Origin of the sequence: Ruminococcus sp. RTP21484sp1_RTP21281st1_A8_RTP21281_210402, assembly GCF_040914025.1 — a bacterium.
GTDB classification, from domain to species: Bacteria; Bacillota; Clostridia; order Lachnospirales; family Lachnospiraceae; genus Blautia_A; species Blautia_A faecis.
The window spans coordinates 39,368-62,966 of the sequence record NZ_JBCPGE010000020.1 but is presented as its reverse complement, the minus strand read 5'-3'; the positions used below and the strand labels follow the sequence as shown (position 1 = coordinate 62,966).

Annotated in this window: 20 protein-coding genes; 15 read left to right on the top strand and 5 right to left on the bottom strand. The window is 43.5% G+C overall.

What is annotated here, in order from left to right:
* Nucleotides 1-87 precede the first annotated feature (87 nt).
* Nucleotides 88-975: a leucine-rich repeat protein gene (locus AB5170_RS11280; protein ID WP_368361558.1), complete on the top strand. Its 888-nt coding sequence runs from the start codon at nucleotides 88-90 to the stop codon at nucleotides 973-975.
* Nucleotides 972-2,432 carry a VWA-like domain-containing protein gene (locus tag AB5170_RS11275; RefSeq protein ID WP_177969036.1) on the top strand — a complete coding sequence of 487 codons (1,461 nt, stop codon included), beginning with the start codon at nucleotides 972-974 and terminating at the stop codon, nucleotides 2,430-2,432. The genes AB5170_RS11280 and AB5170_RS11275 overlap by 4 nt, the downstream gene beginning before the upstream one ends.
* Here AB5170_RS11275 and AB5170_RS11270 read toward each other — a convergent pair.
* The gene (locus AB5170_RS11270; protein ID WP_368361567.1) at nucleotides 2,392-2,598 is read right to left on the bottom strand and encodes a DUF6783 domain-containing protein; all 207 of its coding nucleotides are present in this window, start codon (nucleotides 2,596-2,598) and stop codon (nucleotides 2,392-2,394) included. The two genes, AB5170_RS11275 and AB5170_RS11270, sit on opposite strands and share 41 nt — an antisense overlap.
* On the opposite strand from AB5170_RS11270, the gene AB5170_RS11265 reads away from it, so the two are divergent.
* Genes AB5170_RS11265 through AB5170_RS11250 form a run of 4 tightly spaced genes read left to right on the top strand, consistent with a single transcriptional unit; the run spans nucleotide 2,530 to nucleotide 6,452 of the window.
* A complete protein-coding gene (locus tag AB5170_RS11265; RefSeq protein WP_368361568.1) occupies nucleotides 2,530-2,688 on the top strand; it encodes a DUF6783 domain-containing protein in 159 nt (52 codons plus the stop codon). The genes AB5170_RS11270 and AB5170_RS11265 overlap by 69 nt on opposite strands.
* Complete coding sequence (locus tag AB5170_RS11260) at nucleotides 2,685-4,196, top strand: AAA family ATPase (protein ID WP_173718601.1); 1,512 nt, start codon at nucleotides 2,685-2,687, stop codon at nucleotides 4,194-4,196. Before AB5170_RS11265 ends, AB5170_RS11260 begins: the two co-directional genes overlap by 4 nt.
* A 9-nt stretch (nucleotides 4,197-4,205) precedes the next feature.
* Nucleotides 4,206-5,450 (top strand): transglutaminase domain-containing protein, encoded by a 1,245-nt coding sequence (locus AB5170_RS11255; RefSeq protein WP_173718600.1) that lies wholly within the window; start codon nucleotides 4,206-4,208, stop codon nucleotides 5,448-5,450.
* Between the two features lie 21 nt (nucleotides 5,451-5,471).
* Nucleotides 5,472-6,452, top strand: coding sequence for a DUF4203 domain-containing protein (locus tag AB5170_RS11250; protein WP_173718599.1), 981 nt, complete (start codon nucleotides 5,472-5,474; stop codon nucleotides 6,450-6,452).
* Nucleotides 6,453-6,605: 153 nt separating this feature from the next.
* Here the strand turns inward: AB5170_RS11250 and rfbD are convergent, their stop codons facing one another.
* The 4 genes from rfbD to AB5170_RS11230 form a co-directional block, all read right to left on the bottom strand.
* Nucleotides 6,606-7,547, bottom strand: a complete 942-nt coding sequence (rfbD, locus tag AB5170_RS11245; protein ID WP_173718598.1) for a dTDP-4-dehydrorhamnose reductase — start codon at nucleotides 7,545-7,547, stop codon at nucleotides 6,606-6,608.
* A gap of 14 nt (nucleotides 7,548-7,561) precedes the next feature.
* The gene (rfbB, locus tag AB5170_RS11240) at nucleotides 7,562-8,581 is read right to left on the bottom strand and encodes a dTDP-glucose 4,6-dehydratase (protein ID WP_021926781.1); all 1,020 of its coding nucleotides are present in this window, start codon (nucleotides 8,579-8,581) and stop codon (nucleotides 7,562-7,564) included.
* 27 nt (nucleotides 8,582-8,608) lie between these two features.
* A complete protein-coding gene (gene rfbA, locus AB5170_RS11235) occupies nucleotides 8,609-9,505 on the bottom strand; it encodes a glucose-1-phosphate thymidylyltransferase RfbA (RefSeq protein ID WP_118581363.1) in 897 nt (298 codons plus the stop codon).
* Between the two features lie 195 nt (nucleotides 9,506-9,700).
* A complete protein-coding gene (locus AB5170_RS11230; RefSeq protein WP_118581366.1) occupies nucleotides 9,701-10,897 on the bottom strand; it encodes a methyltransferase domain-containing protein in 1,197 nt (398 codons plus the stop codon).
* Between the two features lie 300 nt (nucleotides 10,898-11,197).
* Here AB5170_RS11230 and AB5170_RS11225 point away from each other — a divergent pair, with 300 nt between their 5' ends.
* The 9 genes from AB5170_RS11225 (at nucleotide 11,198) to AB5170_RS11185 (ending at nucleotide 23,592) form a co-directional block, all read left to right on the top strand.
* On the top strand, nucleotides 11,198-11,938 hold the full coding sequence (locus tag AB5170_RS11225) for a DUF3825 domain-containing protein (protein WP_118581369.1): 741 nt from the start codon (nucleotides 11,198-11,200) through the stop codon (nucleotides 11,936-11,938).
* Nucleotides 11,939-12,233: 295 nt separating this feature from the next.
* Entirely contained in the window at nucleotides 12,234-12,959 is a 726-nt protein-coding gene (locus AB5170_RS11220) for a hypothetical protein (RefSeq protein ID WP_368361559.1), read from the top strand.
* Nucleotides 12,960-13,289: 330 nt separating this feature from the next.
* Nucleotides 13,290-15,404 carry a hypothetical protein gene (locus tag AB5170_RS11215; protein ID WP_368361560.1) on the top strand — a complete coding sequence of 705 codons (2,115 nt, stop codon included), beginning with the start codon at nucleotides 13,290-13,292 and terminating at the stop codon, nucleotides 15,402-15,404.
* Nucleotides 15,401-16,306 (top strand): hypothetical protein, encoded by a 906-nt coding sequence (locus AB5170_RS11210; RefSeq protein WP_226855131.1) that lies wholly within the window; start codon nucleotides 15,401-15,403, stop codon nucleotides 16,304-16,306. Before AB5170_RS11215 ends, AB5170_RS11210 begins: the two co-directional genes overlap by 4 nt.
* Nucleotides 16,282-18,123 carry a DUF2194 domain-containing protein gene (locus AB5170_RS11205; protein WP_368361561.1) on the top strand — a complete coding sequence of 614 codons (1,842 nt, stop codon included), beginning with the start codon at nucleotides 16,282-16,284 and terminating at the stop codon, nucleotides 18,121-18,123. Before AB5170_RS11210 ends, AB5170_RS11205 begins: the two co-directional genes overlap by 25 nt.
* Nucleotides 18,124-18,207: 84 nt before the next feature.
* Nucleotides 18,208-19,632: a GT4 family glycosyltransferase PelF gene (gene pelF, locus AB5170_RS11200; RefSeq protein WP_368361562.1), complete on the top strand. Its 1,425-nt coding sequence runs from the start codon at nucleotides 18,208-18,210 to the stop codon at nucleotides 19,630-19,632.
* Nucleotides 19,613-21,082, top strand: coding sequence for an exopolysaccharide Pel transporter PelG (gene pelG / locus AB5170_RS11195; protein WP_173771059.1), 1,470 nt, complete (start codon nucleotides 19,613-19,615; stop codon nucleotides 21,080-21,082). Before pelF ends, pelG begins: the two co-directional genes overlap by 20 nt.
* Nucleotides 21,069-22,874: a CotH kinase family protein gene (locus AB5170_RS11190; protein WP_368361563.1), complete on the top strand. Its 1,806-nt coding sequence runs from the start codon at nucleotides 21,069-21,071 to the stop codon at nucleotides 22,872-22,874. The genes pelG and AB5170_RS11190 overlap by 14 nt, the downstream gene beginning before the upstream one ends.
* On the top strand, nucleotides 22,864-23,592 hold the full coding sequence (locus tag AB5170_RS11185) for a polyphosphate polymerase domain-containing protein (protein ID WP_202187722.1): 729 nt from the start codon (nucleotides 22,864-22,866) through the stop codon (nucleotides 23,590-23,592). Before AB5170_RS11190 ends, AB5170_RS11185 begins: the two co-directional genes overlap by 11 nt.
* The last annotated feature ends 7 nt before the right edge of the window (nucleotides 23,593-23,599 follow it).

Here is a 23,599-nt window from a genome sequence, read left to right as displayed (position 1 = left end):
GTTTTAACACTGCAATAGATTAAGTTTAATATTAATGAGAAAAAATAGCAAGCCTTTTTTACAGGCACATATACAGGAGTGTATGAAATGAAAAAGTATACAGACAGCGGTTTTACCTTTGATATTAAGGAAGACCATGCTACAGTAATGGAAATTGATGGGGATCCCCAGATTGTGGAAATTCCGGAACAGATCGACGGAGTACCGGTCACAGAACTGGCTGAATATCTTTTTTCCGGGAAAAGCTGTCAGGTCATACGGATTCCCTTGGGAGTTCAGAAAATAGGCCGTTACGGTTTTTATAACTGTCGGAATCTGGAAGAGCTATGGTTTTCCAGTGATTTTACTGATCTTGGAAGTGGAGCTTTTACAGGGTGCCACAGGATCCGAAGAATGGAAGTTTTGATGAATGATGAACAATCCGGGCTGAAAGAGATCCTTTCAGAAGTTGGGGAGGAGCTGCGGGTACATTTATATGGAAAAGTGGAAGCCATGCTTTGGTTTCCGGAATATTATGAGGAAGGTGTGGAAAATACTCCTGCCAGGATATTGATGACTGAGGTGCATGGAAGCGGTCTGTATTACAGAAACTGCTTTCAGGGAAAAGTATTTCATTTTCTGGAGTATGACAAGCGTTTTGAGATGGCGAGAGCCCAGGAATCATCAGATTTCCTGAGAGAAATGGTATATGGCAGACTGAACTGGCCAACAGGGCTGACAGAACAGGCGAAAATACAGTACGAGCAGTACCTGAAGGAGCATATAGAACAGATTGCTTCTGATTTTATCCGTCAGAAAAGAGGAGAAGAGCTGGAATGGCTTCTTCACACGTATCCCCTGGAACCTGGGCAGAAAGAACTGTTTACAGGTCTGGTAAATCTGGCAGACACAGTGAAATCTCCGGAGATTTTAAGTATGCTTATGGAGTACCAGAGGCTGCATTTTCCATCGAAAAGGAGAAGTTTTGAACTATGAGTGGTTCAGAAGAGAAAAAATTGAATTCATTACATGAGGAAGATTCGTTATATAAAGCGCAGGGGGGAAAAGCTGCTTACCAGATAAGTCCGACATATGGGCAAAATACTTTGTACAAGGTAAATCCGGTACATGACGCCTGGGATCGTGCGTTGGCGGCAGAAAGCATCTGCCAGGATATTTTGTCCAGTGCCAGAAACCAGTTGTACCTGAATATGCGCTTTATGGACTGCGCATTGTCAGCACTTTTCTTTCAGGGAGATATGGGCGTTCATCCTGTTGGAACGGATGGAACTGTCCTGTACTATCAGCCGGAAGAACTGATGGAACAGTTCAGGAGAAGCCAGGAAAAGGTGAATCGAATCTATCTTCACAGCCTTTTACACTGCATTTTTCTCCACTGTTTTCCAGAGAAGGATGAAGAAGGAAATCCTGCTGTGGATGTCCAGTACTGGAATCTTGCATGTGACATTACAGTGGAAAATATCATTGACGGGCTTTATCTGAAATGTGTGCATCAGCCGGCATCTATGGTGAAGAGGCAGGCGTTGAAGCTGATACTGGAAGAGGGAAAGGTAATGACGGCTCAGAGAATTTACCGAAGGCTTCAGACTCTTCATTTGCCGGAAAATAAAATGCAGGAGCTGCGCCGTGAGTTTACTCAGGATGACCATGGTAAGTGGTATGAAAACCATCCAAACAGTCCTCAGATGTCCCAGCGGAAAAAGAACTGGGACGACATCCGCAACCGCATGCAGACAGAGATGGAAACTTTTTCAAAAGAAGCGGGAGAAGGCGGAGAAACTCTGGTAGACCAGCTGCATGCCCAGAATCAAAATCGCTATGATTATAAAGAATTTCTGCGGAAATTTTCTGTTTTGAAAGAAGAAATGAAAGTTGATATGGACACTTTCGATTATATATTTTACAATTATGGAATGAATCTGTATGGCAATATGCCGCTGATCGAGCCCTTAGAAACGAAAGAAGAGCGGAAGGTGGAAGATTTTGTGATCGTTATTGACACTTCCATGTCCTGTAAAGGAGAGCTTGTCCGGAAGTTTCTGGAGGAAACCTACAGTGTGCTCAGTGAATCTGAGAGCTTTTTCAGGCGGATTCACGTACACATTCTTCAGTGTGACGAGAAAATCCAGTCTGATGTGGTGATTGAAAATGCCATGCAGTTGAAGGAATATATGTCCCATTTCACAGTGAAAGGAGGGGGCGGCACAGATTTTCGCCCTGCTTTTGCCTATGTGGAACAGCTTATGAGAGCGAAGAAGTTTACAAAACTTCGGGGACTGATTTATTTTACAGATGGTTATGGAATTTATCCTGCCAAAATGCCTCCTTATGAGACCGCTTTTGTATTTATGAAAGAGGATTACCAGGACATTGATGTGCCGCCATGGGCGATCAAGCTGATCCTTGATGAAGAGGACCTGGAGTCTGTTTAAAAAGTCTTTCTGTGTCAAATTTCCTGTAAAGCAGGATATGTAGATTAGAGCCTGTTTGAAAAATCATTCCCGCAATCTGCACGCCCCACTTTGCGGTATATTTTGCCCGAATTCGGTTGCCGTAGCCTGCTACGTCGCCCTCATCCGGACAAAATCTCCCACAAATTGTGACGCACATCTTGCAGAAAGCCTTTTTCAAACATGCTCTAGAATAGTACAGCCAATCTGTAAAGACGAGGAGAATATAATATTATGAACATCAAGCGAGCGAAGGAAGAAATACGCAATACAATAGAAGCCTACCTTTTGAAAAATGAATACGGGGAGTATGAGATCCCGGTTATGGCCCAGCGCCCTGTTTTTCTTATTGGCGCCCCTGGAATCGGCAAGACACAGATCATGGAGCAGATTTCCCGGGAATGTAAGGTGGGACTGGTTTCTTACACCATTACCCACCATACCAGACAGAGTGCAATTGGACTTCCTTTTATTTCCAGAAAGAATTTTGACGGAAAAGAGATGGCAGTTACAGAATATACCATGAGCGAGATCGTAGCATCCATCTATGAGAAAATTCAGGAATCCGGCCTTCGGGAGGGAATTTTGTTTATTGATGAGATCAACTGTGTTTCCGAGACACTGGCACCTGCCATGCTGCAGTTTCTTCAGTGTAAAACCTTTGGAAGCCACAAGATTCCGGAAGGCTGGCTGATCGTAGCTGCCGGTAATCCACCGGAGTATAATAAATCGGTCCGTGAATTTGATGTGGTGACCATGGACCGTGTGAAGAAAATCCAGGTGGAGCCGGATTTTGACGCATGGAGAGAGTATGCTTACGCAAAAGGCGTTCACCCTGCAGTGATTTCCTATCTGAATACAAGACCGGCTAATTTTTATAAGATGGAGAGCACAGTAGATGGCAAAAATTTTGCTACTCCAAGAGGATGGGAGGATCTGTCCAGACTGATACGGGTATATGAAAAACTGGAGAAAACCGTGGATAAGGACGTGGTAGTCCAGTATATCCAGCATCCGCAGATTGCAAGAGATTTCGCCAGCTATCTGGAACTTTTCTACAAGTACCGTACGGATTATCAGATCGATGAGGTTTTAAGCGGCCATATTGATGATATTCTGGTAAAAAAGGCGGCACATGCTTCCTTTGATGAAAAGCTGAGTGTCACCGGACTTCTTCTTTCCAGACTGAACAAAGCCTTTGGAAAGGTGAAGGAAGAGGAAGAAAAGCTTGTCAGCATTTTTGATATTTTAAAAGAGGCGAAAGAGCCTCTTATGGGAGCGCAGAAGGAGCAGCCGTTGGTTTATCTGGAGGATGTAAAGAACCGCTTCCAGTCAGACTCATTGGCAAAGAAGAAAGCAGGGCTTTTGTCCAGGGAGGACCTCCATCATGACCAGCAGGTTCTGGATACCCTGGAAAAATATGTGATGGATCTGAAGAAAGAGAATGTACAGGATGGCCAGTCTGCTTTTTCCCTTCTCAGAGGCTGGTTTAATGCGGAAAAAGAAGAATATGACAATGGTTTTGACAAGGCGGCGAAGCAGCTTGAATATGCTTTTGATTTTATGGAGAGTGCTTTTGCGGGTGGACAGGAACTTGTGGTATTTATTACAGAACTGAATACCAGCAGTCCTGCAGTGGCTTTTCTTCAGGAATATTCCTGTGAAAGATATTACCGCTACAATAAGGAACTTTTATTCCGGGAAAACACCAGAGATATTCTGGAACGGATCCGGCAGCTTGGGTAAGGAGGCTGAATGAGAAAAAGAAAACCATGGAAATTTATTTTTATTCTTCTGTTTGCAGTGGCAATTTCCCTGGGAGTCTATGTTTATCAGCAGCAGTATGAGCCGGACGATTTGTTTGTAAAGGTGGGAGAGGGAATTCTGGATAACGCTCCGGAGATTTTTTCCGGAGAGCCGAAAGAAGTCCAGGAACTGCGGAAGCAGGAGGTGGCAGATACCGACACACAGGGACTGCGCCAGGAATACTATTTTAGTCAGCTGAATGAAGAAGAACAGCGGGGCTATCGGGAAATAATAGAAGGAATCCGGGCAAAAGAGAAAGAATTTTACCTTACGATCTATGAGGATGACACTGTAAATAAGGTTTACCATGCGGTGCTTATGGATCATCCGGAGCTGTTCTGGGTGCATAACCGGAAGCAGGTATATAAAACAACCTTCTCAAATGCCAATTATTGTATGTTTTCTCCTGGTTACAGTTATACGGATGAGGAAATCCAGGAGATACAGGCAGCTGCTGACAATGCCTGTCAGGAGGTAAGTGCATTGGTCTCAGAGGAGGCGGATGATTATGAAAAGGCGAAAGCAGTTTATACTTATCTGATCGATACTGCCGAATATCAGGAATCTGAGGACGACCAGAGCATGGCAGGAATCTTTTGGAGGAGGCAGGCAGTGTGTGCCGGATATGCAGGGGCTGCTCAGTATCTGCTGGAATATCTTGGAGTGCCCTGTATTTACGTGGAAGGCAGTACTGCCGGAAGTACAGAGGGACATGCCTGGAACATTATTACTTTAAATGGAAATGATTACTATTTTGATGCGACCAACGGTGACCAGCCGGAATTTCTGGAGGGCGATGCAGTCCAGCTTGCAGAACATAAGACAATCCTATATGATTATTTGTGTCCATTCCCGGAGGAGTATGAGATGACATATACACCCTCTGATGAATTTACGGTTCCGGCGTGTTCTGCAACAGATATGAATTTTTATGTGCTGAACCAGGGCTGCTTTGACAGTTATGACTATCAGGAAATTCTGGCATACTGTCAGATGAGGCTGAATAACGGGGCTGCAGTAGTGAGGTTTAAATTCTCATCACAGGAAGCTTTTGAACAGGCCAGAGCAGACTGGATCAATGGAGATGCCATTCAGGAGGCTGCAAGATATTATATGACTATATATGGAATGAGTCAGGTAGAGTATCATTATGGAATTCTGGAAAATATGAAAACGATCTATTATATGTTTTAAAAGGAAGAGGTATAAACAGATATGGTTGATATTTTAAAAAATATTATGAATATTGCATACAGAGTTCGGGATATGCAGATCGCGGGTACTTTGTCCATGGCGTTATTTGGAGTAGTGCTTGTGTTCGGAATTATGAACTGTGTACTCGGATACCGTCTTTTAAGATTCTGGATGATGATCTTTGGATTTCTCATTGGAGCAGGAATCGGATTATTTGCCATTCATCAGATCGGATTCGGGGAAAAGATGTATTATGCAGTGGGAATGATCGGGGTAGGACTGGTACTTGCCATTCTTTCTTTTGCAGTGTTTAAGGCCGGTATTTTTATTATGGGAGCAGGAATTGGGCTGACGATTACTGTATATATTATCCATCCGACTACTTCTTTCAGCTTTTTCATCTGTCTTCTGGCGGGAGTAGGTCTCGGAATGCTGGCGCTTCGCTATGAAAGAGAAGTGATCATTGTGGGAACCAGTATTCTGGGTGGTATCTTAAGTGGCTTTTCTGCTGCCAAGCTGGCAAAAATGGAGGAAATTCCTTTTGGAATTATTTTTTCCATTGGGTTCGCCCTTGTGGGAATGTTGATCCAGTTTGCCATTAATAAGCCGAAATATGACGATGATTACGATGACGAGGAAGATGAGGATCAGGGGAAAGTACCAGAAAGACGACAGAAACGGGAAGAAGCTGACTGGGAGGAGGTTGAAAACGAGACAAAGCGCAGAGGGAAAAAAGAACGTGATGATAAAAAGAATCCTTCCAGGGAGCAGTACAGAAAGTATCAGGAAGAGTATGAAGATGATGATTTAGATGATGATCTGTCTGATGCAGATGACAAGGAAATTGATGAGATTCTGGATGAGTATGGCGTGGACGAGGAAGATGTGATTGAGGAATATCTGGAAGATTATTATGGCGAGAACAAGAGAAAGCCGCAGAAAAGACGGAAAAGTAAGAACAAGCGGAAAAACAGTGCCAGCCCTTATCAGAAGAACAGATAGATGAAATCCATTTTCAAACACGCTCTAGAGAGAAAGGCAGAAGAAAGTAAATAAAAACTATGAAATCCTGGAGTCAATAATGCTTCAGGATTTTGACTTATAAAGAAAACGCAGTCAATTGATTTTGAAATTGACTGCGCTTTGTTTTGTGAATTAGAATTCGATTTCCTTTAAATATCTTGCCAGAGCATCCTGCCAGGTTGGAAGAGGGGTGAATCCATTTTCTACCAGCTTCTTTTTGTTCAGACGGCTGTTAAATGGGCGTGCTGCTTTGGAAACTCCGTATTCAGCGGTGGTAACAGGAAGAACTGTTACTTTATCCTCGGCATACTCGGTATGTCCAAGCTCAACAGCCTGACGGAAGATTTCCTTAGTGAAATCATACCAGCTGATATAACCACCCTCATTGGTTGCGTGATAGTAACCGTATTTGTCAGTGAGAATCATGTCGATCATCAGGCGGGCAAGGTCATAGGTGTAGGTTGGAGTACCGATCTGGTCGTTGACAACCTTTAAGGTATCATGCGTTTTGGCAACGTTTAACATGGTTTTGATAAAGTTCTTGCCATTTTTACCAAATACCCATGCAATACGGATAATAAAAAATTTGTCAACATTGTTATAAACTGCAAGCTCTCCGTCAAGTTTCGTCTGACCGTAAACATTCAGAGGCTTGTAGGCTTTACAGTCTGGCTCCCATGGAGTGGTGCCCTGACCGTCGAATACATAGTCTGTGGAAAGATACATCATTTTGATGCCCAGCTTTTTGCAGACTTTTGCAATATTTTCAGTACCAAGAACATTTACTTTGCGGACGATTTCCTGTTTGTCCTCATCTTCAGCTGCATCTACAGCTGTCCAGGCTGCACAGTGTACCACGCCGTCCACGCCTGCTTCTGTAATGGCTTTTTCCACAGCGGAAGCATCTGTAATGTCTACAGAAATATAAGGCATTGTGGTGACAGCAGTACTATCCTGAATTCCGCTATACTCCGGGGCAAGGTCAGAGCCTACCCCTTCGTATCCGCGTTTGTTAAGTTCGTTCATTACATCATGACCAAGCTGACCGGCCACACCTGTTACAAACAGTTTCATAAAAACAGCCCTCCTTAGCGGTTGCCGTACATTTTTTCGTAGTAATTCTGATACTCTCCGGAAATAATGGTCTCCCACCATTCCTTGTTGTCAAGATACCACTGGATGGTCTTCTTTATACCGTCTGCAAATTTGGTTTCTGGCAGCCAGCCCAGTTCGTTGTGGATCTTGGTTGGGTCGATCGCATAACGCATGTCATGACCCTTACGGTCTGTTACGTATGTGATCAGGCTCTCTGGTTTTCCAAGCTCTTTGCAGATGATCTTAACGATGTCGATATTTTTCATTTCGTTGTGTCCGCCTACATTGTAAACCTCACCAACACGTCCTTTGTGGATGATCAGGTCGATGGCGCGGCAGTGATCCTCAACATACAGCCAGTCACGAACATTCTCACCTTTTCCATAAACAGGAAGCGGTTTGTCATTTAATGCGTTGGCGATCATAAGCGGAATCAGTTTTTCAGGGAAATGATATGGGCCGTAGTTGTTAGAGCAGCGGCTGATGGATACAGGAAGTCCATAGGTTCTGTGGTAAGCAAGTACCAGAAGGTCAGCAGAAGCCTTGGAAGAGCTGTATGGGCTGCTTGTGTGGATCGGAGTCTCCTCTGTGAAGAACAGGTCCGGTCTGTCAAGTGGCAGATCACCGTAAACCTCGTCAGTGGAAACCTGATGGTAACGTTTGATTCCGTATTTGCGGCAGGCATCCATAAGAACAGCAGTACCAATGATGTTTGTGTTCAGGAAAACTTCAGGGTTTTCGATGGAACGGTCAACGTGGCTCTCAGCCGCGAAGTTTACAACCATGTCCGGATGTTCTTCCTCAAAAAGCTTGTAAACTGCTTCACGGTCTGTGATGCTCTCTTTTACAAAACGGAAATTCGGGTTATCCATAACCGGTGCCAGAGTAGAAAGATTACCTGCATAGGTAAGGCAGTCCAGACAGATGATGCGGTAGTCCGGGTACTTTTTTAACATGTGGAAAATAAAGTTGCTTCCGATAAATCCGGCACCGCCGGTAACGATAATATTCATGATATAATTCTCCTTTGATTTTTATAATTAGTGAAGTACGTCCATATATTTGCCATCCAGTACGTCCTTCAGATACTGACCATACTGATTCTTCTTCAGCACGTTGTAAACTTCCATAACTTCTTCTCTGGAAATCCAGCCGTTTAAGTAAGCAATTTCCTCAAGGCATGCAATCTTACGGTGCTGATGGGTTTCTACTGTTTTTACAAAATTAGTTGCGTCTACAAGACTCTCATGTGTACCTGTGTCAAGCCATGTGAAGCCCTGACCAAGAAGCTCTACATTTAACTGACCTTTTTCCAGGTAAATACGGTTCAGGTCTGTGATCTCCAGCTCACCGCGGGCGCTTGGTTTCAGGTTCTTTGCATATTCAACAACTTTGTTATCATAGAAGTAAAGACCTGTTACACAATAGTTGCTCTTCGGATGCTCCGGCTTTTCTTCGATGGAAATGGCCTTGCCTTCCTGGTCGAATTCAACGATACCAAATCGTTCCGGGTCGTCTACATAGTAGCCGAATACAGTAGCACCTTTTCCTGAGCTTGCATTCTCAACAGCGGCTTTCAGACGCTTCTTAAGACCGTGTCCTGCGAAAATGTTGTCTCCAAGAACCATGGCAACCGTGTCATTTCCAATGAACTCTTCGCCGATGATAAATGCCTGTGCAAGTCCATCCGGGCTTGGCTGTACAGCGTAAGTAAGAGATACGCCGAACTGATGACCGTCACCAAGAAGCTCCTTGAAACGTGGGGTATCCTGTGGAGTGGAAATGATCAGGATATCACGGATCCCTGCGTTCATAAGAACGGACATTGGATAGTAGATCATTGGTTTATCATAAATTGGAAGCAGCTGCTTGGATGTGACCATAGTCAATGGGTAAAGTCTGGTACCGGATCCACCGGCTAAAATAATTCCCTTCATAATTTCGTTCTCCTTTGTTGGATTTGCTATATTGTTCCTATTGCGAACAATATCTGATTTATGCTGTCAGGTGCATAATTTCGTAGTCGTTCATGAATGCTGCCGGATTTTGGGCAGCATTTGTTTGCCCTGACCTGAGTCTGTAGCTACATTATAAAAGGTGACCTTACGTTACCTTCAAGACCTTTTTTACAATTATTTCAAGTTTGTTACTTTTTCACAAAGAAATACCCCTGCATCCTTGGTGATATGGAACCCATTTTCTGTTTTTTTCTTAACAAGGGCGCGAAAATCCTTGTAACGGTCTGGCAGATACTGGTTCTGATTGCCGTGGCAGGAGAGAATATAGGAAATTAAAGGTTCCGCATCGGTGACAATCAGTTCGTCCTCATAGGATTTCCAGGTAATCTGCTGAAAATAAGGGGAAAGGATATCCGTTCCATTTTCCCTGCCAAAGCGTTCGTACAGTTTATCTGCGGAGAGGGCAATCCTTTCATCGAAGGACTGGACTAGAAGGCTGACCTCCCGCATATGTCTGGAACCGTAGGTACTGCAAAGAAAACGTCCGCCTGGCTTCAGGATTTTTGTTACATTTTTGCACACCTTTCCAATGTCGTCACAGTAAAAAAGTACATGATTGGCAATGACCAGATCAAAGGTGCCAATCCTTGGAGGAATGTTGTGACAGTCAAAAGCTTTGAAAGAAAAACGGGGATCTTCTCCGCCAATGGCACGCCTGGCGTCACGGAGCATACCCTCGGAAATATCAGAAAGGGTAATGTGTATGTTCCCTGGCAGTTTTGATAAGTTCTGGGTCCAGAGAGCTCCGTCACCGCATCCAAGCTCCAGAATATTCATTCCCTCATGAATCTGGCACTGCTGGCAGATCCAGGGAAACCAGCCTTCCTGGTTTACAGAATAAAGACTGTGCAGGTTGATCCTGGAAGAAATGTTGGAAGCATTCTGGTACTGATTTTTCAGGCTTTTTTCCATAACAGTCAGATGAATCAGGTCCAGCATACGGCTCCAGTCCACGGTATGCTCCTCAGAAATGGCCTGGGCAGTATCTTTCAGTGTTTTTTCCACAAGCTGCATCTGTTCAATCCGGTCCTGTACAAGCTTCAGCTGTACATTCAGGGCATTGAGCATAAAATGACTGTCCGGGTCTTCGATAGTCATCTCCCGGATATCCTCCAGGGAAAATCCAAGATATTTCAGCAGCAGGATCTGCTGCAGCCTTGCAAAGTCTGTGTCAGTATAAAATCTTGCGCCGGACTCGGATACAAGAGAAGGTTTCAGAATATCGTGCTGGTCGTAATAGCGGATGGTCCGCAGTGTTACTCCAGCCATCCGGGCAAACTGACCGGAAGAGTAGTAGCCGTCTTTTTTCAAAAAAACACCTCCTGGATTGCCAAATGTTATATTATATTATAGGGAAAATTTATCTGGGGTGCAATGGAAAGTTTGAGGCAGGTTATGGTTTATTACACTTACAAAAGAACAGCTTGCGGAATATTACTGGCAGATCCTGTCGCAAAGAGGCGAACGCTTTTCCTTGTGCTTTTTTTATCTGTGTGCTACCCTTTAAGCAAGGCCAGCGGGGCCGAAGATGAATCTTAAAACTGGCAGTTCTGTCAGTCTTTTTCCACAATAAAATGTAAGGAAGAGAAGAAAAAAGGACAGGAGGTTAACATGAACCTATTCGATTTTACCTACTGCGGTAATTATAACCGGCAGATTCAGAACTTGGCCAGGATATCCCCTGAGAAGTGGAGTTTTGGGCAGTCCGGGGATAACGGGATCCTGAAAGGTTATCTGGAAAATACATTCCGCAGACTGTATGAGGAAGGAAAAGTACGGGAAGAGAAAGAATATGCCCTTTTTCATACAGGACTCTTTAATCAATATTATCAGCCAATTTATGCTTATTTTGTTCCAAATGTAGTACCGGACAGACAGAAATGGTATCTGGAAGGATTTTATACAGACTACTCGCTTTTAAAAATAAAAATTACGGATCTGCCGCCCAGGGCTGCTTATGTGGAAAATCCTTCCGATCTGGTGTTTGATACCAAGCTGCCGGTGGTGCCTCAGTATGAGCATATTTTTGATGATGAGGAAAATGTGCAGCGGCTTCCTTCCGCAGTGAGGGAGAGCGGCATGCGGGTACAGCTTTTTGATGGAGCCTTACAGCAGACCAGACGGATACTGGAGTCAGACTACAAGGCTGCCATTCCTCAGTATTATAACCATTCCATTCAGCTTTTAATCCCAATCTGCCTTCAGAATCCGGGAATTCCGGATCTGGCACTGGCCTGTATGAAAACTCCGGATGGGACCAAATATCTGGGACGAACCTGTCTGACTCTCCGGATGGCCTATCACAATGCCAGACTGCTTGCAAGGCTGGACGGGAGCTGGCTGAGGGCGTGAAGAAGTTAGAGAAAATGAAATACCTTCAAAGAGGATATTGGAACAGCAATCGGAAAGCTGCAGTTTCCTAGCAATGTCCTGCTGTTATGGGGCAGATTGTGAACAGGGATAAAGAGTGTGAAAGAACTGTGACTTTCTTTCGGAAAAACTGTTCAAAATATATAAAACGTGTTACAATATAAAACTATCACAGAGAGAAAATCAGAGGTAAGGACTACATAAGACAGCAAGTCCTGGATCGATCAGAGAGGCAGGCGTCAGACCTTGGATTTTCTTACAGAACACAGGAGAATGTATGAGAATCGAATTAAAAGACGAAAATCAGGAAGAACCGCAGAAAATTGATGAGAACGACATCCGTTACAAACACGAGACCGATCTGACGAAGAAAGAGAAGCGTGAACTTGAGAAAATGAAGCTTGCCAGTATGGGCTGGAAGGGAAAGCTTCAGTATATCTGGGCCTATTATAAGCCACAGATGGCAGCCATTGTGGCGGTGATCGCCATAGCCTTTTTTGTAAAAGATCTTTACGAAAATTCCAGGATCCATACAGCACTTACGGTTATGGTAATTGACTCCTACGGAACGAAACAGGAGGAAGCCGAAGAAAAGGTACAGGAAGCGCTGGGAATCCAGGATGATCCATATGAAATCGTCACAGTAGACGAAAGCCTGCGCACCGGTGAAGACGGAGTTGCATTGGAATCCTACAGCCAGATGGCCTTTACCACCAAAGTATCTGCCAGGGCAGTGGATGTGCTTATTGGTTCCGAAGATTATATGGACGGTTTTGAGTTCAAAGATGAGTATTTTATGGATCTGACAGAGCTTTTGCCAGAGGATGTTTACCAGGTATTTGGGGAGCAGAATGACAAATACAGCATTACCATTGATTCTGATGAACTGGCAGAGGAACTTGAGGTGACCTATGAGCCTGTTAGGATCGGAGTTCTCGCTAATTCAGAGAATGTGGAGAATGCAGTGAAATGGCTGACGAAACTGGCAGAAGAATTATCGTAAATAATGAAGGGAGACGTGTGAAAGCTGCCACGTCCCCCTTCCTTTTTCTGTAAAAATATGCCGGATTTTCTGAGTGCATTTCACATCAAAGCTTTTTCAGATAGTGTTTTTCAATAAAAGAGAGAACTCCATATAGCCCCATGGCAATCAGACACAAAACCACAATGGACATCAGCACCCAGGTAAGCTTGAAGAAGTGTGTCTGCAATCTGAAAGAAAACTATATAAAATTCAGAAAAAATTTTGTAAAAATGTCAATAGGATATTTGACCGAAATAAGGTATCCTAAACAGACAGAAGAGATTCTAAAGGATAACAGGAGAGAAGAATATGAAGGTTTTGCTGGCCGGGAATACCGGCTATGTGACAGAAGAATTTGTAGAAGAAGCATTTCCAGAATGTCAGGTAATGGTACTTGGAAATAAAATGCTAAAGACAGTCCGGAGAAGGGAACTTATTTCCAGACCATTTCCCAGGACGGAACTGGAACTTGGAGATATTTTCAGAACATACGAATTTGAAGCTGTGGTATACTTTTCTAATTATCTGACCTTACATGGAGAACTGGAAGGGGAAGCAGAGAATCTGCGCAAGATCCTGCAATACTGCAGGAAAGGGGTTCAAAGCCATTTCCTTTACGTGACAGGACCAGAGGGAATGTATGATGTACCAACAGGCAAGACTCTACTGGTGCAAAATGCAGAGGATGTGTGCAGACGCTATGCGGGACTGTACGGTCTGAAGGTAAAAATACTGCGGGTACCCTATTTATATTCAGGAATCTATAAAAAAGATTTTTTTTACAGAATTTTCCAAGCTTCGAAAGAGAGCCAGAAGCTGTTTTTTCAGGAAGCTCCGGAGCAGAAAGCCTGTTTTTTATATTCTATGGATCTGGCAGAACTGATGTACAAGCTTTTTGATAACTGGAATGATGAGGAAGAGGTATTGAATGTTCCAGATGTATTTGACATCTGTTTTCAGGATGTGACCGAAGAACTGAAAAAGGTTTTATCCCCGGTCTCCATTATCTATAAAAGCAGTGCCGTTGTAGAAAAAATAAAAGAAGACGACAGACAGATCCGAACAAACTATAACTGGTTTCCAAAGATTTCAGTATTAGATCATATTTCGGAAATGTATAAAGAATATAATGAATACACAAAAAACAATGGGGGAAAAGTAAGCTGGCTTACCAGACTTTTCAATCAGAACCAAAGATGGCTGCGGGCATGTGAGTTTGTGCTCTGCTTTCTGGCGTTCGAATTTTTGCAGCGTCTTCTGGGAAATCAGGCTCAGTTTAAGATGATTGATCTGCGTCTTGTGTTTATTGTCTTGTTTGGAAGTCTTTACGGTCTGGGATATGGAATTGCCGGAGCAGCAGCCCAGACAGTATCCTTGCTTCTGGCATATGAAAGCCAGGGAATAAAGTGGTATACCCTTTTTTACGAACCAGCTAACTGGATCCCATTTATCTTTTATTTTGCTGCAGGTGCCGTGTGTGGTTATGTGCGAATGAAAAACAGGGAAAATCTGGAATTTATATCAGAGGAGAATCAGCTGATCCGGGAAAAATTTCTCTTTATGCGTGATCTGTACCAGGCGACCCTTCAGGACAAAAAAAGATACAAAAAACAAATCCTGGGCAGTAAGGACAGCTTCGGAAAGATCTTTGACATTACCAGAAAGCTGGATATTGTACAGCCAGAGGAACTGTTTATTGAAACGATGCACATTATGGAAGAGGTTCTGGAGAATGAAACCTTTGCGTTTTATTCTCTCAGTCAGAAAAACGGCTATGGCAGGCTGGAAGCTGCATCTCCCAAGTCTCAGGGAATGTACTCTGCTTCTGTCAGATTAAGCGAGTATACGCTTGCCATGGATACCCTGGAAAAAGGGCAGGTATGGGCAAATCGGGATTTCGTAAAAGGTTATCCTATGTATATGGCTGGTATCAGGAAAGAAGGCAGTCTGGTGATGCTGATCTGTATTCAGGAGGTAAGAAACGGGCAGCTGACTTTATATTATATGAATCTGTTTCAGATTTTATGTGGTCTGGTAGAAACATCTCTTTTACGTGCCCTTGAATATCAGGAAGCCACGGAATACAAGAAATATGTAGAGAATACGAGGATCCTGAAGCCGGAATACTTTGAAAAAAGTCTGGAGCTTCAGCATTCTATGCGTGAGCAGAAGATGGCATCCTATATCCTTCTGAAACTGAAGTATGGGAATATGACCATTGAGGATGCGGATGAGGTACTGGACCGCTGTATCAGAGAAAACGATATCCGTGGTATTTCTCCGGAAGGGGAGTTGTATCTGATCCTGACACAGGCAGATGACAAGGCATTGCCAATTATCCTTGAACGTCTGAAAAGAAATGGCTTTGAGGGAAAGGTACTTGATGTTCCGGCAGGAAAAGAGACAGCAGGAGTGGAATCATGACAAAAACAGCAATTGGAATCACGGCGCTGGTGATCCATCTGATCATCTGTATACTGATCTGGTTAGGAATACGCACAGGTTTTCTGAAAGTAAAGATGTACATGCTGTCTCTTGCCGTATTTGTACCAGTCTGGGGACCGGTGTGTGTCCTGCTCATACATTTTCAGCTTTTTTCCGGTACGGACCAGGTGAAAACAGTGGGAGTTGAAAAGCTTAGGGTTAACGAGGAAATCTATAAGAACATGTTTCCGGCCATGGAGGAAAATGACAGGGATGTGGTTCCTCTGGAGGAGGCCCTTCTTCTGAATGACCCTTCCAGGCGCCGGGAACTGATCATGAACGTTCTGAATGATAACCCGGGGGAATATGTGGAATTATTAAAGCAGGCACGAATGAATGAGGATGTGGAGGTAGTCCATTATGCGATTACAGCCATGGTGGAACTGTCCAAAGAATATGATTACAGATTACAAAAAATTGAGAAAAAATATACGAATGATCCAGATGATCCTGTTATTCTGGAGGAGTACTGTGATTTCCTGAAAGAATATCTGAGTCAGGGCTTTATGGAGAAGCAGATGGAACAGATTTACAGAAACCAGTATACCCAGCTTTTGTTAAAACAGCTGGAACAAAAGGTGAATCTCCATACCTGTGTCTGCCTGATGGAAAATCTTATGGTGCAAAGGGATTTTTTTCTGGCAGAAAAAATATTGAAAATCATGGATCAGAACTGGCACAGAGGTGAAGAATACTGGATCTGGAAAATTCGGTATCTGGCAGAACGGAAAATGGGGAAAGAACTGAAACAGAGCTTACAGGCATTGAAGGAAGAGCATATCTATCTTTCTTCCAGAGGAAAGGAGGCACTGGGATTTTGGCTGGATGGATCAAAAAAGTGAAAGCTTTTCAATTTAAGGGAATTCTGGTGATCCTGGGCTGTTTTCTGCTTATAGGAGCCATTCTGTTTGCAGAACGATCCGGTCTGTCCTACCGGGAAAAGGCAAAGAAACTGACTTATCTGGATGCAGATAAAGTGGTTACGGAAGAAACTGCGATAAAGACACTAAAGCCAACCTGCCTTGTTCTTACAGACAGCAGTCAGGCGAACAGCACCATGGCGTGGATCCAGTTCGAGCAGATCTTTAAGGACATGAAGGTGGGTACTGATCTGGTTGATGTAAATCATGAAAGTATACCGGATGATCTGTCTGATTATGAGACTGTGGTCGTTCTTTTAAGCGATTTAAGTCCGCTGAAAGAAAATGTGCTGAAGATCAGCGACTGGGTAAAAGAAGGCGGAAGTGCCATGTTCGCCCTTACTCTTCAAAAGGATACTTATGTATCCCTTATTGAGCAGAAGCTTGGAATTGTATCCTCAGGTTACACAGATGCCATGGTAAACAGCATTTATTTCGACAGTGAGTTTCTCGTCGGAGGCGGAAAAGCATACAAAGTCACAGACGGCTACGAATCGGCCTGGGCAGTGGAGCTGAGTCAGCGTGCAAGGGTATACGCCTGGGCAGATGATACGTCAGGCGTTCCTTTGATTTGGGAAGCTGATTATGGAAACGGAAAGTTTGTAGTAGATAATTTTGGGTTTTATGAAAAAGCTTTCAGAGGCTTTTTTGCTGCATCCTATAGTCTTCTTACAGATGTGGGGGTATATCCGGTGATTAACGGATCCGTCTTTTATCTGGATGATTTTCCCTCCCCAGTTCCAAATGGAGATGGAACTTATATAAAAAGGGATTATGGCACCAGTATTGCGGATTTCTATACCAATATCTGGTGGCCGGATATGATCGCCCTTGCTACGACTCACAATGTGCAATATACAGGAGTTATAATAGAAAATTATGAGGATGAAACAGACGGAGAGACGGAACGCCAGGATGATGTACAGCGGTTCCAGTATTTTGGAAATATGATCCTTCATCAGGGCGGGGAACTGGGGTATCACGGTTATAATCATCAGCCGCTCAGCCTGTCAGACACGGATTATGGAGATGCACTTCCCTATAAGACCTGGACAAGCTTTTCTGCCATGGAAAAAGCAATGAAAGAGCTGATGGATTTTGGAAAGGAAATGTTTCCGGAAACTACCATGTCTGTTTATGTTCCTCCTTCTAATGTTTTGTCAGAAGCGGGAAGGAAACTGCTGGGTTCCCTGTATCCCAAGATTCGTACTATTGCCAGCAATTATTTTTCCGGCGACTATGCTTATGTGCAGGAGTTTGAAGTGGCTGAAGATGGAATCGTAGAACAGCCGCGTATTATTTCCGGTGCGATCATTGACGATTATATGCAGATGGCTGCTTTGTCTGAGTTGAATATGCATTTTGTAAATACACATTTTATGCATCCGGATGACCTTCTGGATGAGGACAGAGGCGCTGCCCTTGGCTGGGAAAAGCTGAAAAACCGTCTGGATGAGTACATGACCTGGCTGAATGAAGCAGCACCGGCACTTCGAAATCTTACAGGCTCCCAGTTATCCGGTGCCATTGAAAGATATGATGCCCTGACCGTGGAGAAAGACATTACAGACAAGGAAGTGCATCTTTATCTGGGGAATTTTTACGATCAGGCGTATCTGATGGTGAGAATGAATAAAGGAACTCCGGTGCGTGTGACTGGCGGAGACTTGACTCAGGCTGCTGGGAATCTGTATCTGCTGAGCGCAGAACAGGAAGATGTGTACATTGAGTTCGAATAAATATAATGACAGCAGTGTCAAAAGGTCTTTTACTATTGGTAACATAAACATATGTATTGAAAATGCAGATAAAAGGAGAAAACAGTGAGAATCTGTCTGGTTTTGGAAGGATGTTATCCGTATGTATTTGGCGGTGTTTCCACATGGATGCACCAGTATATCAATCAGATGCAGGAGCATGAATTTGTGCTCTGGGTTATTGGGGCAAATGCAGAAAAAAGAGGGAAATTTGTCTATGAACTTCCAGAGAATGTTGTGGAGGTTCATGAGGTTTTTCTGGATGATGCGCTCCAGGTGAAAGAAAAGGGGAAAATGTCCCATATTTTTTCCGAAAAAGAACTAGAAAGTCTGAGCGAGCTGATGCAGATGAAGAGACCGGACTGGGAGACGTTGTTTTCCCTGTATCATGATAAACATTTAAACCCTATGGCTTTTTTGAAAAGTGAGACTTTCCTGGAGCTTCTTATAAAAATCTGTAAGGAACAGTATCCGTATATTGCTTTTGCAGATGCCTTTCACACCATGCGTTCCATGCTTCTTCCTGTTCTGTATCTTATGGGAAGTGAAGTGCCAGAGGCGGATGTGTATCATGCCATATGTACCGGGTACGGCGGACTTCTGGCCTGTCTGGGCGGCTATGTGTACAAAAAGGATGTTCTTCTTACAGAACATGGAATTTATACAAGGGAAAGAGAGGAGGAGATTATCCGTGCCAAGTGGGTGGTTCCATCCTTTAAGAAACAGTGGATCGCTTTCTTTTATATGCTGTCAGATATGATCTATCAGAGGGCATTTCGTGTGACCTGTCTTTTTACAAATGCAATGCGCACTCAGATTCAGATGGGCTGTGCACCTGGGAAGTGCCGGGTTATTGAAAATGGGATCGACTATGACAGGTTGTCCGGAATCCCTTTGAAAGAAGAGGATGGCTGGGTAGATATTGGAGCAGTAGTAAGGCTTGCTCCTATCAAAGATATCAAGACCATGATCTACGCTTTTTTTGAACTGTCTGCACATGTAAAAAATGTACGCCTTCACATTATGGGAGGAGTCGATGATGAAGAATATGCACAGGAATGTTACGAGCTGGTGAAACAGCTGAAGCTGGAAAACATTATATTTACAGGGCGTGTGGACATTGTAAAATATATGGAGAAACTGGATTTTACCATCCTTACCAGCATTTCAGAAGGACAGCCCCTGTCTGTGCTGGAATCCTTTGCTGCAAGACGTCCCTGTGTTACCACAGATGTCGGCTGCTGTCGGGAACTTCTGGAAGGAAAGGAAGAGGATGTATATGGAAAGGCAGGCTATTATGTGGCACCTATGTATCGTGACGGACTGGCTCTTGCCATGGAGAAAATGTGTGAATCCAGAAGAAGGCGGCTTCGTATGGGAAAAAATGGACAGGAACGGGTAAAGGCTTATTACAGACAGGAACGCATGATCCGTCTGTACAGGGAGCTTTATGAGGAGGTGATACAAAAGAATGGCCGGAATCGGATTTGAACTAAAAAAACTGTTTAACAGCCGGGGACTGTTTGCTTCCTTCAGAGCTTACGGATATGCGGGAGTCGTATGTACCGGTCCAATGCTTCTTGGAATTGTATTGCTTCTTGGTGTTATGTATCTTTGTGATAAAACAGGAGGCAGCAGACACAGCCGGGAACTTCTGGTGTGTATGATCACGTATACCCTTTTGTTTTCCCTGACAGTTACCAGTTTTTTGTCTATGGTAGTTACCAGGTTTATTGCGGATATGCTGTACGAAGAAAAATATGATATGGTATTGCCTTCTTTCTGGGGCTCTACAGGGATCATGCTGGTGGCCGGCGGGATTCTGTATGGAATTTTTCTTATCTTTTCCGGAGCAGGACTTATGGACAGCTTGTTGTGTCTGTGGCTTTTTGGAGAGCTGACCGTCACCTGGAATGCAATGAGTTATCTCACTGCAATCAAAGATTACAGAGGAATCATGCTGTCATTTACAGCTGCTATTGTGATCACATTTATATCCGGCTGGGTATTGCTGATGCTGGGGATTCCCCATGTGGAAGCTCTTCTGATTGCAGTGGCTGTGGGATACGGAGTGATGCTTTTGTGGGATGTGATCCTTTTGTATCAGTATTTTCCCCAAGGGGAAAAGGGTGCCTTCCTTTTCCTAAGATGGGTGGATCAGTTTCTGCCTCTGGCATTTACCGGGCTTTTTATCAATATTGGACTGTTTGCCCATTTGGTGATCATGTGGGTCGGACCGCTTCAGGTACAGGTGCAGGGACTGTTTGTTGGTGCACCCTACCATGATGTGCCAGCTCTTGTGGCATTTCTTACAATTTTGGTAACAACAGTAAACTTTGTGGTTTCTGTGGAGGTGAATTTTTATCCGAAATATAAAAACTACTACAGTTTATTTAATGATAAAGGTGCTGTAGGAGATATTACCCAGGCTGGTGAGGAAATGTTAAAGGTATTGAATGTGGAATTGAAATACACGGCCTTGAAGCAGCTCCTTGCTACAGCACTTGCTATTTCTCTTGGCGGACTGCTCCTGGAGTATGTGCCGCTTGGATTTAACGATCTTATGGAAGGGTATTTCAGAACCCTCTGCGTGGGATATGGCATTTATGCAGTGGCAAATACCATACTTCTGCTGCTTTTATATTTTACAGATTACAAAGGAGCGCTGGCGGCCTCCGGATGTTTTGCAGGAGGAACTGTGCTGTTTACAGTAATATCCCTGTTTTTCCCAAGAGTATATTATGGTTTCGGATTTCTCACAGGCAGCGCAGTGTTTTTTCTGATTGCAGCCTTTCGTCTGGACTATTACACAAAGAGGCTGCCCTATTATATTTTGAGTGTACAGCCTGTGGTGGCCAGGGAAAAAAGAGGAAAGTTTTCCAGACTTGGTTTTTTCCTCAGTAAAAAACTGGAAAGGAGTCAGAACAGTGAAAAAATATAAAAAAATTGCATGTATTCTTGCCGGAAGTATGATCATGTCTTTATTCGCAGGCTGTATAGGAAATGGAGATGTAGTGCCGGAAGAAAAAAATGAGAGCACAGATACAGAAGAACCGACAGCATCCGAAACGTCACAGGAGATAAAAAAAGCAGAATCCCGGGATATTGACCAGGTTCATTTAAGAGATAAGGACAGTCTTTATGAAAACGATGACGATACCAGCGTGGTTACCATGTACCTCACTGTTTCAAAGGGGAATTCTTCAGAAAATACAGATCATACATGGGAAGAAATCAATAGTTATTCTGTCTATGATTATGAAGAGATGGGAGTAGACAGATATCAGGCGGCTGCACTTTTACAGATAGGGAATGAGAATGGTCCGACAGAGGGAATGGTAGGATATGGGGAGAATATTCCCAATGCCACGGTACAGATCCGTGGGCAGACTTCAAGCCGGAATGCCCAGAAAAACTATAAGATTGAGCTGAAGAAAAATAAAGGAACCTGGCGCGGGCAGAGAACCATTAATCTGAACAAGCATATGACAGAAGGAATGCGGTTTCGGAACAAGCTCGCCTATGACCTGCTGAAGGGCATTCCCCAGCTGATCAGTCTGAGAACACAGTTCGTTCATCTGTATGTAAAAGATACTACAGATGGTTCTGCTGACGCGAAATTTGAGGACTATGGCTTGTATACCCAGGTAGAGCAGCTGAATAAGACTGGATTGAAGAATCATGGACTGGATTCCAATGGACAGCTTTATAAAATTAATTCTTTTGAATTTTACAGATATGAAGATGTGATAAAACTCCAGGATGATCCATCCTACGACAGTGCTGCTTTTGAAAAATTGCTGGAGATAAAGGGAAGTACCGATCATAGGAAACTGATTCAGATGCTTGAAGCAGTAAATGACTACAGTATTCCAATTGATACGGTTCTGGAAGAATACTTTGATGAGGAAAATATTACATATTGGATGGGATTCCAGATTTTGATGGGAAATGTGGATACCCAGAGCCGAAACGTGTATTTATATAGTCCATTAAATTCTGATACCTGGTATTTTATTCCCTGGGATAATGATGGCAGTCTGATGAGACCTGAATATAAGATAACCGGTTTTAGTGATCAGAAAAGCTGGGAATCCGGCGTTAGTAACTATTGGGGAAATGTACTGTTCCAGAGATGCCTGAAATCAGAGCGTTTCCGGGAAAAGCTGGATGAAGCCATTCTGGATCTGAAAGAATATCTCAGTGAAGAGAGACTGGGCACTATGATTGAAAAATACAAGACTGTGGTGAAGCCGTATCTTTATGAGATGCCGGATGTGTTTTATGCACCTCTTACCAGTGAACAATATGATGAGCTTGCTGCATCACTTCCGGAAGAAATAGAAAAAAATTATCAGCTCTATGTAGAAAGTCTTAGTAAGCCTATGCCGTTTTATATTGGTGTTCCTGTTGCAGAGGGAAATAAAATGAAAATAAACTGGGATAATTCCTATTCCTTTGACGCGGAGGATATTACTTATTCTGTAGAGATAGCAAAGGATTATCTTTTTCAGGATGTGATCTATACACAGGATGGCCTTCTGATCCCGGAAACGGAGCTGGAGCTTCCGGAAGCAGGACAGTATTTTATCCGTGTGCGTGCAACCAATGAAAAGGGAAAAACACAGGATGCTTTTGACTATTATGTTACAGATGAAGGAAAGCAGTATGGCATGAGGTGCATCTATGTAACGGAAGATGGTCAGATCGAGGAAGATATTTATGAGGAATAAAAGCAGGGAAGCATTTCGAAATGAATGGAAGTATCTGATCAGTACCAGTGAAAAAGAAATGCTTATGCTCAGGCTGAAGCCATTTCTACAGCCGGATCCCCATGCCGGGGAAGGGGGATATTATATCCGCAGTCTGTATTTTGAGGATTACTGGAACAGTGCATACGCGGAAAAGGAAGCCGGGGTACTGATGCGAAAAAAATACAGGATCCGGATTTATAACAATAATGACAAATTTATCAAACTGGAGCGGAAAAAGAAGTTTGGAAGTTATATTTACAAAGAGAGTGCACCGCTTACAAGAGAAGAGGTGGAGAAAATCCTGAAGGGGGACTATGCGTTCCTTTTGTACAGTCCCCACTCTCTATGCCGGGAATTTTACATAGAATGTACCTGCAATATGATGCGGCCAAGGACCATTGTGGATTACGAACGGATTCCCTGGATCCTGGATGCCGGAACGGTAAGGATCACCTTTGATTCAGATGTGAGAGCGGCTATTGGCAGTTATGATATTTTTGATCCTGGATTGCCTGCTTTGTCTGTGCTGGAACCTGGAAAACTGATTCTGGAAGTGAAGTTTACAGAAATGCTTCCCCAGCTTTTACGCGATGTTCTGCCACCGCCAGCAGCGGAATTTACAGCAGTTTCCAAATATGTACTCTGTTATGAGAAAACCAGGTATATGAATGGATTCGAGTACTGGTATGAGACATAAAAAGAAA